Genomic DNA, 18895 nt, shown 5'->3' with positions numbered 1-18895 from the left:
GTGTGGGGTTTCCCCATGTGAGAGTAGGTCATCGTCAAGATTAAATTCCGAAACCCCTATCTGCTGATGCAGGTAGGGGTTTTGTTTTGCCCGCCATAAAACTCTGCGAAAGCTCGTGATAAATTTGCACAGTTATTTTCGAGCTGGAGCACTAGAATAGCCCCACCTTAGCTGAGCCAGAGCTGTTTATGCCCGATCCGTCAGACACTGATAGGTTGTCAGATCTACCCCTGAGCGATCTGGTGGCGTGTCATGAATGCGACCTGTTGATGCGCAAGCCCCAATTGGCCCATGGCGAAAAAGCCGAGTGCCCCCGCTGTGGTTACGAGCTGTATGCCCACAGACACAATGTAGTCGAACGCAGCCTTGCCTTGGTGATTGCTGCCTTGCTGTTATTTGTGCCAGCCAACTTCTTACCCATCATGCAACTCAATCTGCTCGGGCAGTCCTCCCAGGACACCGTTTGGAGCGGAGTAGTGGGTTTGTTCGATACCGGCATGCAAGGCGTCTCGGTCGTCGTGTTTTTGTGCAGCATGGGCATTCCGCTGCTCAAGTTGCTTTGTCAGTTGGCGGTATTGCTGACCATTCGCTTGGATATTGGCCGTAGCTACGGTTTGTTGCTGTACCGCATTTATCACCATCTACGGGATTGGGGGATGCTCGAGGTTTACCTCATGGGCGTGCTGGTGGCCATCGTCAAGTTGGCAGACATGGCGGCCATCACCGTAGGCCTTGGCTTGGTGTGCTTCATCAGTTTGTTACTTGTTCAGGTCTGGCTGGAAGTGGTGATGTCACCGCATCAGATCTGGCAGGCGTTATCAGGAGAAGATGCCCATGCGGGCGATTGATGCCGGCATTCTGGTTTGTACGGAATGCCATGAGTTGAATCGGCAAGACGCCGAAACCGACAACCAAACCTGTACTCGCTGCGGCGCACGGGTCCATCCCCGTCGCCCGAACAGCTTGATGCGGACCTGGGCGTTGTTGATCACTGCCGCGATTCTTTATATCCCGGCCAATATGCTGCCGATCATGACCATCAACTCGCTGGGCCAAGGCGCTCCGAGCACCATCATGGCCGGTGTCATTGAGTTGGTTCAGCACGGCATGATTCCTATCGCCGCCGTGGTGTTCATCGCCAGTATCCTCGTGCCCACCTTCAAACTGGTGGGCATCGCCTTGTTACTGTTTTCCGTACAGCGGCACCAGCCCATGTCGGCGCGGCAACGCATCCTGATGTACCGTTTCATCGAGTTCATTGGGCGTTGGTCGATGCTGGATATTTTCGTGATCGCCATCCTGGTGGCGGTGGTGAATTTTGGACGACTCGCCAGTGTCGAAGCCGGTCTCGGTGCGATTGCTTTCGCCAGCGTAGTGATTTTGACAATGATTGCCGCAGTAACCTTCGATCCCCGACTGATTTGGGATAACACGGAGTCGGATAACGACCATGACTGATTTGCCTACCGCTAAAACCCGACCGGCTTCGAACTGGTCGGCCATCTGGGTCCTGCCGCTGATTGCGTTGATCATCGGCGGCTGGCTCGGCTGGCGGGCTTATAACGAGACCGGAATCGAAATCAATGTGCGCTTTGAGAGCGGTGAAGGGATTCAGGTCAACAAGACCGAGGTCGTCTACAAAGGCATGACGGTCGGCAAAGTCAAAGACCTCACGCTCGATGATGAAGGCAGCTCGAAGGGCGTTATCGCAACCATCGAGATGAACAAGGATGTCGGGCAATACCTCAAAAGCGGAACACGTTTCTGGTTGGTCAAGCCGAGCGTGAGCCTGGCCGGGATTACCGGCCTGGAAACCCTGGTATCGGGCAACTACGTGGCGATCAGTCCGGGCGAAGGCGAGTCGACCCGTAAATTCAAGGCCTTGGTCGAAGAGCCGCCGCTGTCGGATTCCAAGCCGGGTTTGCACCTGACTGTGAAGGCTGAGCGCTTGGGGTCGCTGGACCGCGGCAGTCCGGTTTTCTACAAGCAGATCCAGGTTGGCCAGGTGAAAAGCTACCTGTTGTCCGAAGACCAGCGCACTGTTGAAATCAAGATCTTCATCGAGCCGACCTACGCCAGCCTGGTGCGTAAACACACGCGTTTCTGGAACGCCAGTGGCATCAGCATCGATGCCAACCTCTCGGGCGTCAAAGTGCGCAGTGAGTCCCTGGCCAGCATTGTGGCCGGAGGCATCGCCTTCGCCACGCCGGAAAGCCGCAAGGACAGTCCACCGACGGATCCAAGCCTGCCCTTCCGCCTTTACGAAGACTTCGATGCAGCGGCAGCGGGCATTCGCGTGAAGGTCAAGCTCAGCGACTTCGAAGGCTTGCAGGCCGGTCGCACACCTGTGATGTACAAGGGCATTCAGGTCGGCAGTCTGAAGACCCTCAAGGTCGATCCGGATCTGGCCAGTGCCACGGCCGAACTGACCCTGGACCCGTTGGCTGAAGATTACCTGGTGACCGGCACGCAGTTCTGGGTCGTCAAGCCGTCGATCTCCCTGGCGGGTATCACCGGCCTGGAAGCCTTGGTCAAGGGCAACTACATTGCCGTGCGACCGGGTGACAAGGGTGGCGCGCCGCAGCGCGAGTACGAAGCCCGGGCCAAGGCGCCACCGCTGGACTTGCGTTCACCGGGCCTGCATTTGGTCCTGCTGACCGAAAACCTCGGTTCCCTGGAAGTCGGCAGTCCGATTCTCTACAAGCAGGTCAAGGTCGGCTCGGTGCAGAGCTACCAGTTTTCTCGCAAAAAGAAGCAACTGATCATTGGTGTACACATCGAGAAGGAATATGAAGGGCTGGTCAACGGCTCGACACGGTTCTGGAACGCCAGTGGCATTACGCTCACGGGCGGTTTGACAGGGGGGATCCAGGTCAAGAGCGAATCCTTGCAAAGCCTGATGGCCGGCGGGATTGCCTTCGAAACGCCGGAACCCAATGTGCCGCTGAAAAGACGCATTCCGCGTTTCCGGCTGTTTGCCGATCACGAAGCCGCACAACAGCGCGGCACCGTGGTGACGATCAAGGTCGACCGCGCCGATGGCTTGCGCAGTGGTACGCCGATCCGTTTCAAAGGGCTGGACGTGGGCAAGATCGAAGGTGTCGATCTCAGCGCCGACATGCAATCGGTGTTGCTCACTGCGCGTATCACCGAAGTGCCGGAGCGCATCGCCCGGGTCGGGTCGCAGTTCTGGGTGGTCAAGCCTGAGTTGGGGTTGATGAAGACCTCCAACCTGGAGACGCTGGTCACAGGCCAATACGTTGAAGTGCAGCCTTCGGTGAAAAACCTTGGGCCACAGAAAAGCTTCGTGGCCCTGGCCAACCCGCCGGAAAGCGCGATACCCGAGGCCGGTCTCAGCCTGGTGCTGAGCGCAGCCCGCCGTGGTTCGTTGAAGATCGGCGTGCCGGTCACCTATCGGGAAATCACGGTGGGCAAGGTCACTGGTTATGAACTCGGCCAGACGGCGGACCGGGTGCTGATCCATATCCTGATCGAGCCCAAGTATGCACCGCTGGTGCGCAGCGGCTCTCGCTTCTGGAACAGCAGTGGCTTCGGTCTGGACTTCGGTCTGTTCAAGGGCGCGACGGTGCGAACCGAGTCCCTTGAAACGTTGATCCAGGGCGGCATTGCGTTCGCAACGCCGGATGGTGAGCGGATGGGTAACCCGGCGCGACCGGAGCAAACCTTCCCGTTGTTCGACAAGTTTGAAGATGAATGGCTGACCTGGGCACCGAAGATCAGTCTCGGCAAGTAAGCTATTTGGATGTGATGCCTGTGGCGAGGGAGCTTGCTCCCGCTGGGCCGGTCCGACGCTTCGGGCGTAGCGGCCCCAAAGTCTGCGACCGCTGCGCAGTCGAGCGGGAGCAAGCTCCCTCACCACAGAGTATGCGATAACAAAAAAAGGCCGCGATCCAATGGATCGCGGCCTTTTTCACATCCAGAGATTCACATCACACCGAATCCAGCTCCGGCTCATCGGCCTGGACATTCACCGTGGCCTTCACCGCATCGTGACGACGGATGTATTTCCAGTCCGCTTCGTCGATGTAGATGCCGTTCGGGCCGCTGCCGCCTTCCAGGTCGATGGCGACACTGGCGCAGACTTGCGGCTTTACACTGGCAAGGATCGGCACGAAGCCCAGTTGCAGACTGGTTTCCAGCAGCGCGGCCTGGTTTTTCTCGTCGATGTCCGCCGCTTCGTCCAGGTAGTACGGCAGGCGCACGCGACCGGCCTGTTCGCGGTCCATCAGGTGCAGCAACAAGTACATGTTGGTCAGCGCCTTGATGGTCATGGTGGTGCCGTTGGACGCCGCACCGTCGATGTCGGTGTGGATCACCGGCTGGCCATTGACCTTGGTGATCTCGAACGCCAGTTCGAACAGGTCCTTGAGGCCGAGCTGGTTGTGGTTCGCCGCCACCAGCCGCGCCAGGTATTCCTTGGCTTCTTCGTTCTTGTTGTCCTGCTCGGCGCTCTGGCTGAGGTCGAACACCGACAGCGTCTCGCCTTCTTCGTACTGGCCGGCGCTGTGGATGATCTGGTCGATGTGCTTGAGCGCTTCCTTGTTTGGCGCCAGGACGATACGGAAGCTCTGCAGGTTGGACACCTGGCGCTTGTTGATCTCGCGGTTGAACAGCGCCAGTTGATGCTCGAGGCTGTCGTAGTCGCTGCGGATGTTGCGCAGGGTCCGGGCGATATCGGTCACGGCCGCACGACGCGCCTTGCCCAGGGTCAGGGCCTCGTCGGTGCGGTGGGCATAGGCGTTGATCAGCAGTTGCAGGCGCCGCTCCATGTCGTCTTCACTGTCGAACTTGGCCACGCCCTTGAGGCGCACTTGGGCATACAACGCTTCGATCTGGCCGTCGACCCGCAGCAGTCCTTGCCAGCTGTCCTGGTAATCGTTGAGCAGCGGCAGCAGGTTGTCCATGGAGTCATCGACCGGGTCCATGAACGGCGTGCCGAACGGCAGGTTCGCCGGCAGCAACTGACGGCGACGCAGGGCATCGTCGAGGCTGCGCTGCTTGGCTTCCATGTCGGCGATCTGCCGGCCCACCAGTTGCAACTTGGCGGACAGCTGCTGGACGCGTTCGGTGAAGGCATCGCTGGAGCGCTTCAGCTCGTCCTGGGCGGCTTCCATCTGCGCCAGTTGCTCGAGTTTCTCGCCTTCCTCGGCGCTCAAGGTCTGGGTGCGACGGAAATCCTCCAGGGCTTTCTGTGCGTCCAGGACCTGCTGGTACAGCGCCTCGGTCTGGGTCTTGCTCGCGGCGCGGTCGGCGGCCACGGCTTGCTGGGTCTTGAGCTGCTTGAGCTCTTTTTCCAAGCGCTCTTTCTGGTCCCGCAGCGCGGCACGGTCGGCCAGGGCTTGCAGGGCCGGCGGCTCGATGTGGGACAGGTCGATGGACAGGCCCGGCACTTCGAAACGCTCGCCCTTGAAGCCGTCGAGGATCAGCTCCATGGATTTGACCCACTCGCCGTTCTCGTCCAACGCGATGCCGTGTTCGCCCAGCGGCAGGCTGAACAGGGCGCTGTTGAACAAGCGCATCAGGCGTTCCACGTCCTGCTGGGAGAATTCTTCCCGCAGGCGGGCGTAGCTGTTGTTGTCGGCGTGATCGAGTTGTTGCTTGACCGACTTCAGGCGCTTTTCCAGGTCCCGCAGACGTTCTTCCAAGTCTTCGGCGCTGAACTGCCGGGACTGGGCCAGGGCGCCGGCCAATTCGTCGTGAGCGTCCTTGGCGGCGAGCAGTTGTTGCTCCAGGACCTTGACGTCATCCACCAGGGCAAAACGGTTCTTGAGCACCGACAGCTCGCCGATCCAGCGCTGGATGCCGCTGATTTCCCGCTCCAGGCGCATCAGCTCCTGGGTGCCGCCGCGCTGGTCGTTCTGCAGCGAATCCTGCTCGTTGCGGTAGTGTTCGGCCTGGATGGTCAGCTCTTCCTTGCGCGCACTGGCGTAGTCCGACCAAGTGCCCAGCAGGGAGTCGAGCAGCGGCGAGAGGCGATGCAATTTGCCGCGCAGGATATCGCGCTGCTTCACGCCATTGGCCAAGGCCTCCACCAGCGGACCGGCCGCCACGAGGGAGTTGTAGTCCTGCTCCATGCGTCGTACATCGCGGAAGGCTTCTTCGCACGCGGCGATGTAGTCCACGCTGCCGGAGCGCAGGCTGTGTTCGAACGCATCGAGGAACAGTTGCTTGAGCTTGGCCGCGGTGATTTCGCGCATGTGCAGCAGGTTGATAAACAGCGCGCGGAAGGTCTTGAGGCTTTGCTCGCTGGTGGAGCGCAGCGGGATCAGCGTCAGGTCCAGCGGGATCGAGGTGTGACCACCCACCAGCAGGCGGCGCAGTTCATCCGGCTTGAGTTCGTAGGCTTTCAGGCCTTCGCGCTCCAGGTTGGTGAACAGCTCTTTCTGGCGCAGGCAGGTGTCATTTTTCTGATAGTGGGCCAGGTCCAGTTTGCCGGCATAGGCAAAGAACTGGTGACCGAAACCACCGCCAGGGCCGCGACCGACCACACCAATCACGTGTGGGCCGTGGGGCAGGGCGACTTCCACCAGGATGTAGCTGGTGTCCGAGGCAAAGTAGAAACGTCGGGATTGTTCCAGGCTGTACTTGCCGAAGCTCATGTCCGACATGCGCGCCAGGATCGGGAACTGCAAGGCGTTGATCGAGGCGGATTTACCCAGGTTGTTCGCGCCATACACCGACAACGGTTCTTCCAGGGGGAACAAGCCCAGGCTGTAGCCGGCGGTGTTCAAAAGGGCAAAGCGGCGGATGCCGTAGCGTTCCTTGCTCATGCGTCGGTCTCCTGTTCTTCGGCAATGGCGCGGGCCAGTGCGTCTTCTTCGCTTTCACCTTCGAATTCGCTGAGGTCCAGCGGATCATCGGTCTGCAGCAGTTTTTCGTCGCTGCCTTCATCGATCAATACCGGTGCCGGTAGCGGCAGCACGCTGTGCAGGCTGGCGGCCAGGTCGCGGTCCTGCTGGACGGACAGGCAGACGTCGAGGAAGCGATGCATCGGCGGCAAGAAGCGGTACACGCCGTTTTCTTCGCTGGCAAAACCCAGTTGGGTCATGCGGCGCATGATTTTTTCTTCCAGCTCTTCCTGGGTCTGTACTTCGGCCTGGATAAACAGGTCGCGGTATTTCTCCAGCAATGAAGGCAGCTCATCGCGGCCCAGGCTGCCGCCGTCGAGCACGGCGATGGGGTCGCGGCCCTGGTCGGCCAGGTGCTCGACGAGGATGAAAGTGAACAGGGCCAGGCGCTGGGCGGTCTTGTTCACCGCCGCGGCGGCCAGGTCCGGCACGAAGTAGTAGAAACCACGGGTGTCGCAGACCAGTTCAAAGCCCAGGGCCTTGAACAGCGTGCGGTACTGGTCCTGGAAGTTCGACAACTGCGCGTACAGTTCCGGGTCGCGGCGGCTGACGTGGTAACCCTTGAACAGCTCGCGGAAGATCGGCGCCAGCTGGGACAGTTCGGATAGATCAAGATGCATGGGGAATGCTCGCAGAATCCTCGGCGGCGATGTCGCCGGCCGAGAGCAGGGCGAAGGAGCGCAGGCTGACCTGATGCTCGTGAGTGTGGTATTCGCGGCGTTCCAGACGCTCGCGCTTGAAACGTTTTTCCCGCGACAGGCGCGAGAACCAGTACAGCAATTCGTCGGTGGCGCCGTCCGGCTCCTGCTCCAGCAGCCAAGTCATCAAGTCCGGCATCGGCAGGGCGTCTTCGCAGCGCTCGACCATCTCGCGCACGGTGCGTGGCGCACGCGGCGCTTCGCCACCCTTGTGGGTCTTGTGGGACTTGGGGAAACGCGCCGGTTTCGGTTCGAAGCGGGCCAGGGCATAGACGTAGGCTTCAACCTGGCTGGCGCTGCCCAGGAAGGTGCTTTGCGGCCGGGTGAACAGCGGCATGGCCGCTTGCGGCACGGCGTCAATGCCTTTGCGGCGAATGGCCGCCAGGGCCAGGGCGGCACCACGGGTCACGGCGTTATGGCGGCGGGCCTCTTCACGCAACGGCAGAAGCAGTTCCCGGGCGTGGCGCAGGGTCAGCTGGGCGCTGGTCTGCATCTCCAGGATGCGCGCGTGGGTGCGCAGCAGCATGTCGTCGTCCACCAGGTGGCCGAGGCGCTGCTGTTCGGTGAGCATGCGCAACAGCACGTTCTCGACTTTGCGCACGCCTTGCTCGAACGCGCCATCGGCGTTCACCAACTGGATCATCGGCTCGACGTATTCGTCCCACGTCGCCAGCACTTCGGCATAGCGCTGGCGCAGCGGGATCTGCCGGTCACTGGTCTTGGCCCGTTCGGCGACGGCCACCAGCGCCTGTTCGTCGTTGGCCAGTTTCTTCAGGACGTCGCGCACGCGCATGTCGAGCAGGCGCAACTGGCGGGCCAGGTCGTTGCCGTCGCGCACATCGAAGGCATCCTGGATGTAGCCGGCCAGGCGTTCGAGGTGACGCAGGTAGGCTTCGATTTCCAAACACAGGCCCAGGCGGTGTTCGCGGCGCAGGTAGGCGAGGAAGTCATGGATCTGGGCGTTGAGCTCGAAGCGGTTCGGGCTTTTCGCCACCGGTACGAGGATGTCCAGGCGGATCCACACATCCAGCAGGTTGGTGATGTCCTGGGGCGTGCTGTCCAGTTGTTGGGCGGCCAGCTGTGAACGCAATTCGTTGAGGCTCAGGGTGCCCTGGTCGAAGTGCTCGCACAAAGGTTCCAGCAATGCCCAGTGTTCAGCGAGGGCGCGCAAGACGCGCTTGGGTTCGATCATCGCAATGGCCGTCGGGTTGGCAATTAAAAGCGGCGATTGTACTGCATCGGGCCGGTTGCGATTCACCCCTTGGACGGACTGTCGTTCCCTATTGATCGATAATTGACTCACAGGGAAGCGATCCGCGTCGAAGGGCGGTAGAATCGCTTCCACTTTCAGTTATCCACAAGTGGCCGACCCTTGCTTATCGAGTCCCGTCGCCGCGCCTATCTGACCGCCATGCAGGTGGTCAACTGGCTGCCGCGTACCGAATTGCCGTTCGCCGCCCCGTCGCGGCCCGAGCTGTTGGAAACGCCCGAGCCCGAGTACGTCGCGCCGGTCGTGACGGCGCCTGTGGCCAAGACGGTCGCCGAGCCGCCAGCGCCAGCCTCCGAGCGGCCCAAGATCGAAGTGCCGCGTCCGAGCCTGGCCTCGACCCGCACCAATGCCAAACCGGTGGAAGAGGTGGTCGAGGCACCGCCCAAGGCCCCCTATGTCGCCCCGCCGCGTTTCGCCCTGCAACTGCTGCGGGCCGGGCGTTGCCTGCTGTTGGTGGAGTTGCCCACGGGCGAGCCGTTTCAAAGCCGCGATCCGGCCTACCTGCTGCTCAAGGACATGCTGCGCGCCGCCGGTCTGCCGGACAGCCCGCAGATCATTGGCGAACCGGTGCGTTGGCCGCTGTTGTCGCGAGGCACCATGGACCAGGGGCCGGAAGCGGCGCGGGATTTCGTCCAGGGCTTCGTTTCGGCGCGGCTCGAAGACGAGCCCTGCGTGTGCCTGTGGCTGATCGGCCTGCCAGCGGTGAAGTTTGCCGGCGAGGCGGATGCCGAGGCGTTCAATCGCGAATTGCAGGTCGAAGGCCTGGGCTCGGCCTGGGCGTTGCCCGGGCTGGAATTGTTAATGGAAACGCCACAGCGCAAGGCTGATGTCTGGCAAGCCATGCGCCGGCTGATGGCGCGCTGGAAAGAATCGAATGAGTGACGCTGTATCGTTCCGCCCGATGACCGAGGCGGACCTCGACGCTGTACTGAAAATCGAATACGCGGCCTACAGCCACCCTTGGACCCGCGGGATATTTCTCGACGGGCTGGGCAAGTACCAAATCTGGCTGATGTTCGAAGGCCAGCAGCAAGTGGGCCATGGGGTGGTGCAGATCATCCTGGACGAGGCGCACCTGCTCAACATCACCGTCAAGCCGGAAAACCAGGGCCGTGGCCTGGGCTTGCGCCTGCTGGAACACCTGATGTCGATCGCCTACAAGGCCGAGGCCCGGGAATGTTTCCTGGAAGTGCGCGACAGCAACCGCACGGCGTTCCGGCTGTATGAGCGCTATGGCTTCAACGAAGTGGGCCGGCGCCGGGATTACTACCCGGCGGTGGGTGGGCGCGAGGATGCGGTGGTCATGGCGTGTACCTTGGTGGACTGAACGGCCACGACCCCTTGTGGGAGCGAGCCTGCTCGCGAAGACGGCGGCACATCCGACATTAATGCAAGCTGACCCACCGCCATCGCGAGCAAGCTCGCTCCCACAGGGCTGGTCAACGCTTGCCATCCAACGGATCGATATCGGCCATTTCCGCTTCGTCCAGCCCATCGCCTCCGCCAATATCATTTTCATTCACGACGCTCAGGTCCCAATCCGCCTGCTCGTCGTCGCCGGCCTCGGAGGCGTCCCGGGCGCCGTCTTCGCGGATGAGGGTTTCCGGGCTCATGTCGTCATCGGTGGATTGATGGTCATCCGTCGAGGCGCCGGTCATGCCCGCTTCACGCACGCGCTCACGCGGCATCAATTGCTCGCGTTCGTCATTGGGCAGTTCGTCGCCGATTTTCGCGCTGGGCTGTTCGTCGTCGAACTCCAACTCATGCATCGAGCCCATGCGATCCTCGTTGTCGTCGATGGGTTCCGGCTGCGTCGCATCGAAGGGGCGTCGTGAATCATTCATGGCAATTCCTCATACTGTGGGCCTTACTGGTGTCGACCGGCAGCGCAGCCAGGAATTCCAATGCATCACCGACGTGACCCCGACCGGCGGTCGTCTGTCACAGTTGCGCACTCTCTATCGAGGCTAGACAGCATGAACGAATTACAAGATCTGATTGATAACAACGCGCGTTGGGCCGATGCGATCAAGCAGGAGGATCCTGACTTTTTCGCCAAGCTGGCTCGTCAGCAAACCCCGGAGTACCTGTGGATCGGCTGTTCCGATGCGCGGGTGCCGGCCAACGAGATCGTCGGCATGCTGCCGGGTGATCTGTTCGTGCACCGCAACGTGGCCAACGTGGTGCTGCACACCGACCTCAACTGCCTGTCGGTGATCCAGTACGCCGTGGACGTGCTCAAGGTCAAACACATCCTGGTCACTGGCCACTATGGCTGTGGTGGTGTGCGTGCCTCGATGCAGAACCAGCAACTGGGCCTGATCGACGGCTGGCTGCGCTCGATTCGCGACCTGTATTACGAGCATCGCGAGGCGTTGGGCCAGTTGCCGACCGAAGAGGAGCGTGTGGATCGCCTGTGCGAACTCAACGTGATCCAGCAGGTCGCCAACGTCGGCCATACCAGCATCGTGCAGAACGCCTGGCACCGTGGGCAGAAACTGTCGATTCATGGCTGCATCTACGGCATCAAGGACGGACGCTGGAAGAGCCTGGACACCACGATCAGCGGTTTCGAGCAATTGCCGCCGCAGTATCGGCTGCGTCCGGTTGGCGCGCCCTGACTGAGGCTCGTCAGTCGCGGTGACATTGACGACGCCAGTGCCGTAGAAATGTCATTCCCTGCTCATTGGGCGGTTCGTCGTAGCCGGTAATCCAGCCATGACAGTTGTACGAACCACAGCGGCAGGCGAACTGCCGGTACAGTTTCTGTTCGGTACTGGCGTAGTCCATCGTCAGGCAGTCACCTTCATCGATACGGGCCAGTGACCATAACCACAGTTCGCTCATGTCGAGGAACACGTTCGGGTTGCAGGAGTGCAGCAGCAATCCGGCGAAGCGTGGGTCATACATGTGCACGTTCGGCAGGATTTGCAACGTGTCCCGGCGCCGTCGACTCACCAGCAACCCCGACACCCTGCACATCCTCGTCATGGGCGCGAAGGGCTTGCGGGCGATGATGCCGTGGCCGCGCCCGTCGGTCGTCTGATGCACTTCAAAGTCGCGCACAGAAGGGTAGCCCAGGCGGGTGCTGAGTTGTTTTTCCGGGTAGATGGAATCCCGGCGCTGTGAACAGGCGCTATCGCGGATGAACAGGCTCATGACAGTCCTTGTCGGTGATAGACACTCGACTTGTTGGCGCTGGCGATCCTGCCGGCGGTTCGTTGAAAGAAACTTTTGATAGCTTCGCCCAAGTCGGGGGCAGGATCTACTGTCGACTCTGACAGGAGCCAAAGGCGCTTTCCCGTGTCAGCGCAGGCTTACGCGGGAAAGCGCCCCGAGGTTTACACCGCCTCGGCAGGCAGCGGCATGGGCACCTTCAATTGTGGAAGTTGCGACTTGATCGCCGGTGTTTCGCATTTCTTCGCCGCGTCTGCCTCGCTCAGTTTACGCACCGAGGTGTAGAACAATTCGCAGGTCTTTTCCTTGTCCGTGACCTGCCAGGTCTGCGTGCACTGGTTCAGCAGGGTGCTTGGATCGGTGCCCGGCTTGCTGCCCATGCCGGCCTGCCAGCAGGCGGCACTCAAGTCCTGGCCCATGACTTTCAAGCCGGCGGCATCCGCCTTGGCTTCGTCGCCGTCGTAGTTTTCCTTGTCAGCGGCGTACCAGATATAGCTCGGGTGGTTGGAACCCAGGACCGGCACCTTGACCCCCGCCGTCGGCGTGATGGTTGCCAGGCCGAGCACGCCTATGGTCTGGCCGTACTGGGTCTTGATCCAGTTCCGAACGGGCGCTCCGAAGGCCACCATCGGCAATGCGGCGCCGCTGGCGGTTTGGGTAACCTCTTTGACCATGGTGGTCTGGTAATCGTTGAAGTAGCTGTAGAGCCCCTCCAAGGTGCTGCCAGCATTGGACGGCGCAGCGATGGGCGCAATGTCGATGATGGTCTGGTAAGCGGGTGTGTTTGGCGCGGCGATGCCGTTGACGGTGAGCAGCGTGGCCCAGCGATCAGTGGTCGCCGACTCCAGGTAATCCTGGGCCTGGGTCAGGGAGTAATCCGGCGGGAAGTGCAGCAACTCGACGCTCTTACGGTTCTCCAGGGCCATGCCCAGCGGCAGGAACAGGTACCAGTTGTAGGACCATTTCTTGTCGTTGTTGAGTTTGGTTGCGCCGTTGTACGCCAGGTCCCCAGCGTCGAGTAGGGCCTTCAGCGGTTGGCCATAGCTTTTCGGCACGCCGCTGATGTTGGCGTAGACGGTGCCGTTGTCGCTTTTGACGCTGACCTTGGCCGCGTCGTAGCCGTCGCGCTGGACACTTTGCGTCAGGTAATGCTCGACGGTCTGTTCCAGTGTCCAGTCGCGAAAACAAATGACGTTGCAGTTGTTGGGATAAGCGAAGAGACGGGTGACGCGTTCGGTGCTGCCAAGGTTTACGTCGATGTCGGCGGCGTGGGCGGCGGCGCTCAGGGTGAGGGCGGCAAGAGGAAGTACGGCGAGTTTGAACATGCTCAGATCCTTTTCAGCGTGGGGGCCCCAGGAAAACAGGGGTGTATCCATACTGAAACAGACCGAGCCGAAGAAGAAGTGGGCCGATGGAAATATCGGCCCTGTTTTAAGGCTTTATGGCATCACTGGCGGCAAATACGTCAATGTCGTCCCGAGCGCCCACAGCAGCGCCAGTACCAACGGCGTGTGCACCAGCAACTGCACGAAGGAAAACCCGATCAAGTCCCTGGCCTTCAGCCCCAGCACCCCCAGCAACGGCAGCATGTAGAACGGGTTGATGAGGTTCGGCAGCGCTTCGGCGGCGTTATAGATCTGCACCGCCCAACCGAGGTGATAGTTCAGGTCATTAGCCACTTGCATGACGTAGGGCGCCTCGATGATCCACTTGCCGCCACCGGAAGGAATGAAAAAGCCCAGCACCGCCGAATAGACGCCCATCAGCAACGCGTACGTGTCATGGGAGGCGATCTGGACGAAAAAGGTCGAGATGTGGTGAGCCAGGGTCTGGGCATCGCTGCCTTTGACCGTGGTCAGCAGCGCGGCGATCGAGCCGTACAACGGAAACTGGATCAACACGCCCGTGGTGGTCGGCACCGCGCGGGCCACGGCGTCGAGAAAGCTGCGCGGCCGCCAGTGCAGCAAGGCGCCGAGCATGATGAACAGGAAGTTATAGGTGTTGAGCCCGGAAATGGCGCTGATCGCAGGCTTGGTCGAAAATTCATGGAACAGCCAGCCGGCGGCCAGTAGCACCAGGGCGATGGTCAGCAGCGGGCTGTGCTCCAGCCATTCTCCCGGGCGGGTACGGGGCTGCAATGCCGGCATGCTGAAACTTGGATCGATTCCACACGCGGCGGCATCGCGGGCGCTGTTGGGGCCGGGAGCGGTGGCGTAGGCGACAATCAGCGAGATCACGATCAGCGCCAGCAGCATCACGCCGGACTGCCAGAGAAAAATGGTCTGGGTGAAAGGAATGACGCCGGTAATCGACAGGATCGAGGGGGGCAGGCTGGCCGGGTTGGCCTGTAATTGCGCCGCCGACGAAGACAACCCCAACGCCCACACCGCGCCCAGGCCCAGGTAGGCGGCGGCGCCGGCGGCGCGGTAATCCATCTTCAGGTCGGTGCGCCGGGCGAGGGCGCGCACCAGCAAACCTCCAAATACCAGCGACAGGCCCCAATTGAGCAACGACGCGACCATGGAAATCAGGGCCACCCACGCCACCGCAGAGCGACCGTTGGTCGGAATGCGCGCCAGGCGATCGATCAATTTGACGGCCGGCGGCGAGCTGGCGACCACGTAACCGCCAATCACCACGAAGGCCATTTGCATGGTGAACGGGATCAGGCTCCAGAAGCCGTCGCCGAACGCCATGGCCGCTGCCGTGGGCGTGGCGCCGATGAATTGCGTCGCCACGGCGACCACCAGCACCGCCAGCGCGGCGAAGACCCAGGAGTCGGGAAACCAGCGCTCGGCGAAACTGGAACAGCGCAAGGCGAAGCGGGCGGAACGGCTGTCTTCGATGTCAGTGGTCACGGCAATTACCTCGTTTTTATGATTATGAATATTCAAGGCTGCTTCAAAAGCCAGGCGCAACAGTAGAACAATCCAGTGACCGTGGGAGGCTGATCGGGTTCGGCGGGCGACGGTATATTTTCAGTACCGGCTCGCGGCGCTCTTTAGAAAAAAAACGCTGGGCCGATGGCAAGGGAACAGCCTATTCAATTCTTCTGCTGTCGGAGCTGCCCATGTTCAACAACCGCCTGAAGCAGGAGCTACTGGCTCTTCGCCAAGAACTGTCCAGCCTTGTGCAAGTCAAGGAAAGCCTGGATCGCGAAATGCTTGGCCTCACCCTGGATGCCGACGGACGGATTCAATCGGTCAATCAGAATTTCCTCGACGAGATGCGCTACAAGAGCCAGGACCTGATCGGCCGGGCTGTGGATGAGCTGGTGCCTGCGTACTTGAAATCCAATGAGTTCCAGGTTCGCTTCAAGTCGGCGCTCACCCGTGGCGAACACTTTTCCGGTGCCGTGCGCCTGCTGCGGGGCAATGGCCAGGAAGCCTGGCTGCGTTCAATCCTCCAGCCCGTACGGAATGCTGACGGGCGGGTCCGCTATTTTTCGATGTACTCCAATGACCTGACCCGCACCATCGAAGCGTCCCGGGAACATGAAAACCTCATCGGCGCGTTGGTGCGTTCAACGGCAGTGATCGAGTTCGATCTGGGCGGGCACGTACTGACGGCCAATGATCGCTTCCTCAACGCCATGGGTTACAGCCTCGCGCAGATCAAGGGCAAGCACCACCGCACGTTTTGTGAGCCTGAGGAATACAACAGCGCGGGCTATCAGCATTTCTGGAAACGCTTGAACAGCGGGGAATTCGTGGCCGGGCGCTTCAAGCGTCTCGACAGCAGCGGTCGTGAAGTATGGTTGGAGGCGTCCTATAACCCGGTGCTCGATGCCAACGATCGACTGTATAAAGTCGTGAAGTTCGCCACCAACATCACCGACCAGGTCAACCAGGAAAAAGCCGTCGCCGAGGCGGCCAATATTGCGTACAGCACCTCGCTGCAGACCGACAACAGCGCCCAGCGCGGCACGACGGTGGTGACCCAGGCCGTGGACGTGATGCGCGACCTGGCCCGGCACATGCAAACCGCCGGTCAAGGCATCGAGGCGTTGAATGAGCAATCCCTGGTGATCGGCACCATCGTCAAGACCATCAGCGGCATCGCCGAACAGACCAACCTGCTGGCGCTCAACGCCGCGATCGAAGCGGCCCGGGCCGGCGAGCAAGGCCGGGGCTTTGCGGTGGTGGCCGATGAGGTGCGCCAATTGGCATCGCGTACCAGCCAGGCCACCGATGAAATCGTCGGCGTGGTTCGCCAGAACCAGGACATGGCCCGCAACGCCGTGGCGCTGATGACCGACGGCCAGCACCAGGCCGAACACGGACTGGCCTTGGCCGCCGAGGCGGGGACGGTGATCGTTGAGATCCAGGACGGGGCGAAAAAAGTCGTCGATGCGGTGAGCCAGTTTGCCAATCAGCTATCGACTTGAGAAAACGGCTGAGCGAGCCGCCGCTATCGCGAGCAGGCTCGCTCCCACAGGATTTTCTGGTGCTCACAGACTGATCATTCCAGCCAAACACTCACCCTGTGGCGAGGGAGCTTGCTCCCGCTCGGCGGCGCAGCCGTCGTAAAACGGTTGACGCGGTCTGCCTGAACGATCTTGGTGATCCAATGGGGGCTGCTTCGCAGCCCAGCGGGAGCAAGCTCCCTCGCCACAGTATGCAACTCCCTAAGCTGCCTCAACTTGATCGACGAGTACTCAATCCCCCAGCGCTGCGCCTTCCCGTCGCGGATCCGCACCGCCGGCCAGTGAGGTTTTCCCCTGAGCATCACGCACCCGGACAATAGCCTGGGTGCCGCTGTTCATGTCGATTTCGCTCACCGTGTGGCCCTTGTCTTTCAGCGCCTGGACCAGCGTCGGGCTGAACTGTCCTTTCTCCAGTTCGGTGGGGCCATTGCGGCTGCCGAAGTTGGGGAGGTTGATGGCGGTTTGCGGATCCAGGTTCCAATCCAGCAGGCCGATCACTGACTTGGCGACGTATTCGATGATCTGCGAGCCGCCGGGGGAGCCGACAGCGGCCAGCAGTCTACCTTGATGATCGAAGATCAGTGTCGGCGCCATGGATGAGCGCGGGCGTTTGCCGGGTTCGACGCGGTTGGCGACTTTTTGCCCGTTTTCTTCAGGGATGAACGAGAAATCAGTCATCTGGTTGTTGAGCATGAAACCCTGGACCATCAGGTGCGAGCCGAACGCCGACTCCACCGTCGTGGTCATGGACACCGCACCACCCTGGTCATCCACCGCCACCACTTGCGAGGTGGAAATACGCAACGGTGAACGGTCCGGGGCGTAGGCTACCTGGATGCCCGGTGGTGTGCCGGGCTTGGCGACACCCATGCTACGAGGGCCGATCAGGCTGGCTCGGCTGGCCAGGTAACCTTGATTTACCAGTCCGTTGAGTGGCACGGCTACAAAATTCGGGTCGGCGATGTATTGGGCGCGGTCGGCGTAGGCCAGGCGCTCGGCTTCGGCGATCAGGTGCACCGCTTCGGGAGAGGGTTCAATGCCGGCGGGTTTATCGGTCTTGAGGGGTTTCAAGGGGGCGAGGGCGGCATTGCTGTCGCGCTGTTCCAGGGCCTGCAACGTCCCGAGGATCTGTGCCACGGCAACCCCGCCCGAAGACGGTGGTGGCATGCCGCAGATTTGCCAGCGCTTGTAGTCGGTGCACAACGCGGGCCGCTCCCGTGCGGTGTAGCCCTGGAGGTCGTTCAGCGAAAGGCTGCCGGGGTTGGCGTGACCCTGCACCTTGGCGACGATCTCCTCGGCAACCGGCCCTTTGTACAACGCATCGGGACCTTCGTTGGCGATGCGCTTGAGCACCCCTGCCAATGCCGGGTTTTTCAGGATGGTGCCAACTGCCTTCGGACTGCCATCGGCATTGAGAAAGTATGCCGCCATGTCCGGCGAGCCCGGCAAAGACGGGTCGGTCGCGATCAATGAATGCAGCCTGGGCGAAATCGCGAAGCCTTGTTCGGCCAACGCAATGGCCGGTTCGAACAACGTCGCCCATTGCAGGCGCCCATGTTTACGGTGGGCCAGTTCCAGTCCACGCAACACCCCGGGAGTGCCTACGGAACGGCCGCCAATTTGGGCGGCGGTAAACGGCATGGGTTTGCCGTCGGCTTGCAGGAAAAGTCTTTCGGTGGCGCCGGCCGGTGCCGTTTCGCGACCGTCGTAAGTGCGCACGGCCTTGCCATCCCACAGCACAATGAACGCGCCACCGCCAATGCCCGAGGATTGCGGCTCCACGAGGGTCAGCACCGCTTGCATCGCAATCGCCGCGTCGATGGCCGAGCCGCCGCGCCGCAACATCTCCCGCCCGGCTTCGGCCGCCAGCGGGTTGGCCGCGGCCGCCATGTGCTTGTCGGCGTAACGCGTCTGTACGTCGGTGCGGTAGCCGGACGTGATTTCCGGCGGGGCGGGCAATGCTGGTGTGGCGGTGGAGGAGGGCGGGGCCTTACAGGCGACGAGTGTCAGGGCGACAGCCAGCAACGAAACGGCTGACAGGCGATGAAGGTTCGGTTTCAGATCTGTAAGCACGTGTCGCTCCATCCGTGGACTGGGAGATAGAGCTCGACTGTAGCGATGGGAGGCGTGTGGCGCAAATCGACACGAGGCTGAGCAACGCCCAGTGTCGCTTTAATTTTCCGGCCTGTCCCTGATCATAGGGGCGTAAACAAATCCTGAAAGAACGGGTGTTTTTTCAAGGCATAAAAAAACGGCCTATCTTTCGATAGGCCGTTTTTAGTACTTGGTGGCTACATAGGCAATTGAACTGGTTATCTAAGTGGCTGTGTATTTTGATTTTTTTTTATGGGATACACGCGGGTATGCAGGGTGCTGTCTGCTGGGATGTTTTTTCCCTTCCCGCTCATCTAGGTATGGCAGCGGGGAGGGTGCAATCACGGGCCGACAAACGGCG

Annotated in this window: 16 protein-coding genes; 8 read left to right on the top strand and 8 right to left on the bottom strand. The window is 61.1% G+C overall.

Annotated features, from left to right (window positions below; translation table 11 throughout):
- Nucleotides 1-188: 188 nt before the first annotated feature.
- Genes HU767_RS14420 through HU767_RS14410 form a run of 3 tightly spaced genes read left to right on the top strand, consistent with a single transcriptional unit; the run spans nt 189 to nt 3754 of the window.
- The gene (locus tag HU767_RS14420) at nt 189-848 is read left to right on the top strand and encodes a paraquat-inducible protein A (protein ID WP_186729802.1); all 660 of its coding nucleotides are present in this window, start codon (nt 189-191) and stop codon (nt 846-848) included.
- Complete coding sequence (locus HU767_RS14415) at nt 835-1458, top strand: paraquat-inducible protein A (RefSeq protein ID WP_186704986.1); 624 nt, start codon at nt 835-837, stop codon at nt 1456-1458. Before HU767_RS14420 ends, HU767_RS14415 begins: the two co-directional genes overlap by 14 nt.
- Nucleotides 1451-3754: an MlaD family protein gene (locus HU767_RS14410; RefSeq protein ID WP_186729801.1), complete on the top strand. Its 2304-nt coding sequence runs from the start codon at nt 1451-1453 to the stop codon at nt 3752-3754. The genes HU767_RS14415 and HU767_RS14410 overlap by 8 nt, the downstream gene beginning before the upstream one ends.
- Nucleotides 3755-3950: 196 nt before the next feature.
- Here HU767_RS14410 and mksF read toward each other — a convergent pair whose 3' ends face one another.
- From mksF to mksB, 3 genes are read right to left on the bottom strand one after another with little or no spacing between them, the layout of a single operon-like run.
- Complete coding sequence (mksF, locus tag HU767_RS14405) at nt 3951-6791, bottom strand: Mks condensin complex protein MksF (protein ID WP_186729800.1); 2841 nt, start codon at nt 6789-6791, stop codon at nt 3951-3953.
- Nucleotides 6788-7489: an Mks condensin complex protein MksE gene (gene mksE / locus HU767_RS14400; RefSeq protein WP_186729799.1), complete on the bottom strand. Its 702-nt coding sequence runs from the start codon at nt 7487-7489 to the stop codon at nt 6788-6790. Before mksE ends, mksF begins: the two co-directional genes overlap by 4 nt.
- Nucleotides 7479-8759: an Mks condensin complex protein MksB gene (gene mksB / locus HU767_RS14395; RefSeq protein WP_186704989.1), complete on the bottom strand. Its 1281-nt coding sequence runs from the start codon at nt 8757-8759 to the stop codon at nt 7479-7481. Before mksB ends, mksE begins: the two co-directional genes overlap by 11 nt.
- Before the next feature lie 180 nt (nt 8760-8939).
- Here mksB and HU767_RS14390 point away from each other — a divergent pair, with 180 nt between their 5' ends.
- On the top strand, nt 8940-9719 hold the full coding sequence (locus HU767_RS14390; protein ID WP_186704990.1) for an energy transducer TonB: 780 nt from the start codon (nt 8940-8942) through the stop codon (nt 9717-9719).
- Complete coding sequence (gene rimI / locus HU767_RS14385; RefSeq protein ID WP_047229376.1) at nt 9712-10164, top strand: ribosomal protein S18-alanine N-acetyltransferase; 453 nt, start codon at nt 9712-9714, stop codon at nt 10162-10164. Before HU767_RS14390 ends, rimI begins: the two co-directional genes overlap by 8 nt.
- Before the next feature lie 112 nt (nt 10165-10276).
- Here the strand turns inward: rimI and HU767_RS14380 are convergent, their stop codons facing one another.
- Nucleotides 10277-10681 (bottom strand): serine kinase/phosphatase, encoded by a 405-nt coding sequence (locus HU767_RS14380; RefSeq protein ID WP_186704991.1) that lies wholly within the window; start codon nt 10679-10681, stop codon nt 10277-10279.
- Here HU767_RS14380 and HU767_RS29085 point away from each other — a divergent pair.
- Both HU767_RS29085 and can read left to right on the top strand, forming a co-directional pair.
- Nucleotides 10680-10808, top strand: a complete 129-nt coding sequence (locus HU767_RS29085) for a hypothetical protein (RefSeq protein ID WP_264083867.1) — start codon at nt 10680-10682, stop codon at nt 10806-10808. The two genes, HU767_RS14380 and HU767_RS29085, sit on opposite strands and share 2 nt — an antisense overlap.
- 5 nt (nt 10809-10813) lie before the next feature.
- Entirely contained in the window at nt 10814-11458 is a 645-nt protein-coding gene (gene can, locus HU767_RS14375) for a carbonate dehydratase (RefSeq protein ID WP_186704992.1), read from the top strand.
- Between the two features lie 10 nt (nt 11459-11468).
- Here the strand turns inward: can and HU767_RS14370 are convergent, their stop codons facing one another.
- From HU767_RS14370 to HU767_RS14360, 3 genes are all read right to left on the bottom strand, one after another.
- Nucleotides 11469-11996, bottom strand: coding sequence for a lysine methyltransferase (locus tag HU767_RS14370; protein WP_186729798.1), 528 nt, complete (start codon nt 11994-11996; stop codon nt 11469-11471).
- 182 nt (nt 11997-12178) lie between these two features.
- Entirely contained in the window at nt 12179-13339 is a 1161-nt protein-coding gene (locus HU767_RS14365) for a hypothetical protein (RefSeq protein ID WP_186704994.1), read from the bottom strand.
- A gap of 114 nt (nt 13340-13453) precedes the next feature.
- A complete protein-coding gene (locus HU767_RS14360; protein ID WP_053125223.1) occupies nt 13454-14872 on the bottom strand; it encodes a TIGR00366 family protein in 1419 nt (472 codons plus the stop codon).
- A 212-nt stretch (nt 14873-15084) separates the two neighbouring features.
- Between HU767_RS14360 and HU767_RS29080 the strand changes: the two genes are divergently transcribed.
- Nucleotides 15085-16401: a PAS domain-containing methyl-accepting chemotaxis protein gene (locus HU767_RS29080; RefSeq protein WP_186704996.1), complete on the top strand. Its 1317-nt coding sequence runs from the start codon at nt 15085-15087 to the stop codon at nt 16399-16401.
- A gap of 270 nt (nt 16402-16671) precedes the next feature.
- Here the strand turns inward: HU767_RS29080 and ggt are convergent, their stop codons facing one another.
- A complete protein-coding gene (ggt, locus tag HU767_RS14350) occupies nt 16672-18525 on the bottom strand; it encodes a gamma-glutamyltransferase (RefSeq protein WP_186729797.1) in 1854 nt (617 codons plus the stop codon).
- Nucleotides 18526-18895: the final 370 nt, after the last annotated feature.

It is taken from the genome of Pseudomonas sp. SWRI179 (assembly GCF_014268705.1).
GTDB classification, from domain to species: domain Bacteria; phylum Pseudomonadota; class Gammaproteobacteria; order Pseudomonadales; family Pseudomonadaceae; genus Aquipseudomonas; species Aquipseudomonas zanjanensis.
The sequence above is the reverse complement of the archived record's forward strand: the minus strand, read 5'-3'. Positions and strand labels throughout refer to the sequence as shown.

Excerpts from the sequence above, each read along its gene's own strand:
- HU767_RS14420 (WP_186729802.1), top strand. The coding sequence starts at position 189 with ATGCCCGATCCGTCAGACACTGATAGGTTGTCAGATCTACCCCTGAGC.
- HU767_RS14415 (WP_186704986.1), top strand. The coding sequence starts at position 835 with ATGCGGGCGATTGATGCCGGCATTCTGGTTTGTACGGAATGCCATGAG.
- HU767_RS14410 (WP_186729801.1), top strand. The coding sequence starts at position 1,451 with ATGACTGATTTGCCTACCGCTAAAACCCGACCGGCTTCGAACTGGTCG.
- mksF (WP_186729800.1), bottom strand. The coding sequence starts at position 6,791 with ATGAGCAAGGAACGCTACGGCATCCGCCGCTTTGCCCTTTTGAACACC.
- mksE (WP_186729799.1), bottom strand. The coding sequence starts at position 7,489 with ATGCATCTTGATCTATCCGAACTGTCCCAGCTGGCGCCGATCTTCCGC.
- mksB (WP_186704989.1), bottom strand. The coding sequence starts at position 8,759 with ATGATCGAACCCAAGCGCGTCTTGCGCGCCCTCGCTGAACACTGGGCA.
- rimI (WP_047229376.1), top strand. The coding sequence starts at position 9,712 with ATGAGTGACGCTGTATCGTTCCGCCCGATGACCGAGGCGGACCTCGAC.
- HU767_RS29085 (WP_264083867.1), top strand. The coding sequence starts at position 10,680 with ATGGCAATTCCTCATACTGTGGGCCTTACTGGTGTCGACCGGCAGCGC.
- HU767_RS14380 (WP_186704991.1), bottom strand. The coding sequence starts at position 10,681 with ATGAATGATTCACGACGCCCCTTCGATGCGACGCAGCCGGAACCCATC.
- can (WP_186704992.1), top strand. The coding sequence starts at position 10,814 with ATGAACGAATTACAAGATCTGATTGATAACAACGCGCGTTGGGCCGAT.
- HU767_RS14370 (WP_186729798.1), bottom strand. The coding sequence starts at position 11,996 with ATGAGCCTGTTCATCCGCGATAGCGCCTGTTCACAGCGCCGGGATTCC.
- HU767_RS14365 (WP_186704994.1), bottom strand. The coding sequence starts at position 13,339 with ATGTTCAAACTCGCCGTACTTCCTCTTGCCGCCCTCACCCTGAGCGCC.
- HU767_RS29080 (WP_186704996.1), top strand. The coding sequence starts at position 15,085 with ATGTTCAACAACCGCCTGAAGCAGGAGCTACTGGCTCTTCGCCAAGAA.
- ggt (WP_186729797.1), bottom strand. The coding sequence starts at position 18,525 with ATGGAGCGACACGTGCTTACAGATCTGAAACCGAACCTTCATCGCCTG.